The sequence below is a fragment of the Bacillus cereus group sp. BfR-BA-01355 genome (genome assembly GCF_022663675.1).
Classification (GTDB): domain Bacteria; phylum Bacillota; class Bacilli; order Bacillales; family Bacillaceae_G; genus Bacillus_A; species Bacillus_A thuringiensis_S.
In genome coordinates, this window is record NZ_JAKUFY010000396.1 from 1 (window position 1) to 267 (window position 267).

Consider the following 267-nt stretch of genomic DNA (forward strand, 5'->3'; position numbering starts at 1 on the left):
TATAATAAAGAAAATATGGAGCCAGTAACACATCAATACAAAGATTATAGTCAGTGGATGAGAAGTAGAGATTTGAGTAAGCAGAAAACATATTGGATGAATCAGTTTGAGGACGAGGCACCAATTTTAGACATGCCATTGGATTATACAAGACCGCAACAACAAAGCTTTGCGGGTGCGTCAGTATATAATTTGGTAGGAAAAGAACTTGCATCAAAGATTAAAAGATTCTCTCAACAAAATCAAGTGACAGAATATATGATATTC

1 protein-coding gene is annotated in these 267 nt (G+C 34.5%); it reads left to right on the forward strand.

Features of this window, described 5'->3' with window-relative positions:
* Nucleotides 1–267 (forward strand): condensation domain-containing protein (locus MR167_RS32210; protein WP_242316292.1); only part of this gene is annotated, 267 nt, incomplete at both ends.